Below are 2,488 nucleotides of genomic sequence, written 5' to 3'. Positions count from 1 at the left end.
GAGGAACACCGACGCCTTGGTCACAAAATCAAGATGCTGCTGAAAAATCCCGCCGTGGCCGGCATCTTCATAAATCACCAGTTGTGAGTTGGGGATACGCTGGGCCAGCGCATGGGAGTTAACGCTGGGCACCATGATGTCGGTGTCGCCGTTGACGATCAGCGTCGGCGTTTGCAAACGTCCGAGGTCTTGCGGCGCCTGTTTGCCCCACGCGGTAATGGCTTTCAATTGCCGCAGGAAAGCGCCGGGTGTCGGGCCTTTGTCACGATTGGTTTTGCGCGATTTCAGGCGTTGCAGGTACTGCGCGGCGGCTCGGCGGCCGTTGGGCGTCGAAGTGAAGAACAGGTAGAACTTGGGATCGCGCAGCGTCAGCAAGCCTTTGAGGATCAATGGCCACGACACCGGGCCAACTTCGTCGATACCGCTGCCGCCGGCCGGTCCGGTGCCGGTGAGGATCAAGCGGCGCACCCGCTCCGGTGCCTTTAAGGCGATGTCCTGGGCGACGAAGCCTCCGAGGGAGAAACCGAGCACATCAACCGTCTCGAACCCCAGCGCACGGATCAGTTGAAGGGCATCGTCAGCCATTTCGCCGACCGTGACTGGCGCGATTCCGCCTGAGCCGCCGATGCCGCGATAGTCGGTGGCAATCAGGCGTCGTGTCTGAGCCAGGCCATCAATGATCGCGGGATCGAAGTTATCCAGCACTGCGCCCCAATGGTTGAACAACACCAGCGGCACACCTGTCCTGGGACCGACGTCGCGATAGGCGAAAGGAACGCCATTGACGCTGATCGACAGGTTTGCCGCGTTGATGAACGACGTCTGCGCAGCGGCGGGGTTATGAGTGTTTATGGGCGACATGTCTTCTCCGAACAGAGAGCCGGATTCAATGCAGTGCTGCGGGCGCCTGCATCGAATCCGGTAGGGGTGTTCGCTACTTGGGGGTCACTGTGGCGTCTGGTAGCGCTGGGCAACTGCAGACTGGCGGATCTGCCCCAGCAGGGCCTGCCGTGCGGTCTGCAGGTCATCCCAGCGTTCTGCTTCGTGCAGGGGCGGAATGGTCACCGGTTCGCGACGATCGAAACCGGCCAGCGCGGCATCCACCAGGTCGCCCACTTCCATGATTTCGGTCAAGGTGTTGATGTCGACGCCGGAGCGATCCCAGATTTCCGTGCGGGTGGCGGCCGGCAGCACGGCCTGCACGTAGACGCCCTGTGGCGAGAGTTCCAGGCTCAGGCCTTGGGAAAGGAACAGCACAAAGGCCTTGGTCGCACCGTAGACCGTCATACCGAACTCCGGCGCCAGACCCACCACCGAACCGATGTTGATGATCGCGCCGTCGCCGGCTTTGACCAGGCGTGGAGCGATGGCGCTGGCCAGTCGCACCAGCGCAGTGGTGTTGAGGGCGACCAATTGCGCAACCTTGTCGGTGCTTTGGTCAATGAACTGACCGGACAGCGCGGCGCCGGCGTTATTGACGAGGATGCCGATTCGGGCGTCATCACGCAGACGGGACTCAATCGTGGCCAGATCGCCGGCTTGGGTCAGGTCAGCCGCAATCACATCGACGGCGACGTCGTGCTCACGGCGCAACCGGGTGGCAAGGGCCTCCAGGCGCGCCAAATCACGGGCGACCAGGACCAGATCGTGGCCGCGTTGCGCGAAGCGATCGGCGTAGACGGCACCAATGCCGGTGGAGGCGCCAGTGATCAAAACAGTAGGGCGAGTGCTCATGGGTTCATCTCTCTTTCAGGATGGGAAAAGCAGAAAACGCGATCAGGGATTGCTCAGCGTGCGGCAGTGCTCGATTCAGCCTGCGTCGGGTTAGTCGATGTAGCCCGCCGCGCTGTCGCCAGGTCGAGGTCGTAGCCGTTGTTGCCGATGTAGGTGTTTTTGAAGCGCTGGCGCAGGGCCGCGAACTCGCTGGGTACAAAGCCGTGGCCGGCGCGGTTGCGTGTCAGCGGTGCAAGCACGACGCGGTTCGACAGCGTGAGCGCGCCGAGGGTGTAAGGGGTGAACAGTTTCTGGTCGGTCATCTGGTGTTTCTTCAGTGTCCGTTAATGAAGGTCGGTGGTGCGTGCAATTAGGATGATGATCGAAATCTAAGCTGTCAACGGTTTTGATTATGACCAGCATCTATGTATCATCGGCGCAGGATTTCCCAGCGGACACGAGGTATTGCACGTGAGAGTGACCAAGGCCCAGGCGCAAGCCAATCGAGAGCACATCGTTGAAACGGCTTCAGAACTGTTCCGCGAGCGCGGTTTTGACGGTGTCGGTGTGGCCGATCTCATGGCGGCGGCCGGTTTCACCCACGGAGGCTTCTACAAACATTTCGGATCGAAGGCCGATCTGATGGCCGAAGCCTCGACCTGCAGTCTGGCCAAATCGCTGGCCGGCGCGGAAGCGCTTGATGTCGCGGGCTTCATTGACGTTTATGTGACCCGCGCACATCGGGATGGACGCAGCAGCGGCTGCACCATGGCCG

The 2,488-nt window shown here is 61.3% G+C and carries 3 protein-coding genes and 1 pseudogene; 1 reads left to right on the top strand and 3 read right to left on the bottom strand.

Translation table 11 applies throughout. The features are described from left to right. From DBR24_RS23740 to DBR24_RS23730, 3 genes and pseudogenes are all read right to left on the bottom strand, one after another. The coding region (locus DBR24_RS23740; RefSeq protein WP_146189106.1) for an alpha/beta fold hydrolase at nt 1-861 on the bottom strand (861 nt) is incomplete at its 3' end. Nucleotides 862-945: 84 nt separating this feature from the next. Further along, complete coding sequence (locus DBR24_RS23735) at nt 946-1,734, bottom strand: SDR family oxidoreductase (protein ID WP_128615956.1); 789 nt, start codon at nt 1,732-1,734, stop codon at nt 946-948. A 176-nt stretch (nt 1,735-1,910) separates the two neighbouring features. Next, nucleotides 1,911-2,036, bottom strand: a pseudogene (locus tag DBR24_RS23730) (alkene reductase); the annotation flags it as partial. Nucleotides 2,037-2,184: 148 nt separating this feature from the next. Here DBR24_RS23730 and DBR24_RS23725 point away from each other — a divergent pair. Beyond that, nucleotides 2,185-2,488 (top strand): TetR family transcriptional regulator (locus tag DBR24_RS23725; protein ID WP_177490673.1); only part of this gene is annotated, 304 nt, incomplete at its 3' end.

It is taken from the genome of Pseudomonas sp. HMWF006 (assembly GCF_003061205.1).
GTDB lineage: Bacteria > Pseudomonadota > Gammaproteobacteria > Pseudomonadales > Pseudomonadaceae > Aquipseudomonas > Aquipseudomonas monsensis.
Note: the sequence above shows the minus strand (reverse complement) of the source record. Positions and strands in the feature narration are given on the sequence as shown.

Coding starts and splice junctions, on each gene's coding strand:
- DBR24_RS23735 (WP_128615956.1), bottom strand. CDS start 1,734: ATGAGCACTCGCCCTACTGTTTTGATCACTGGCGCCTCCACCGGCATT.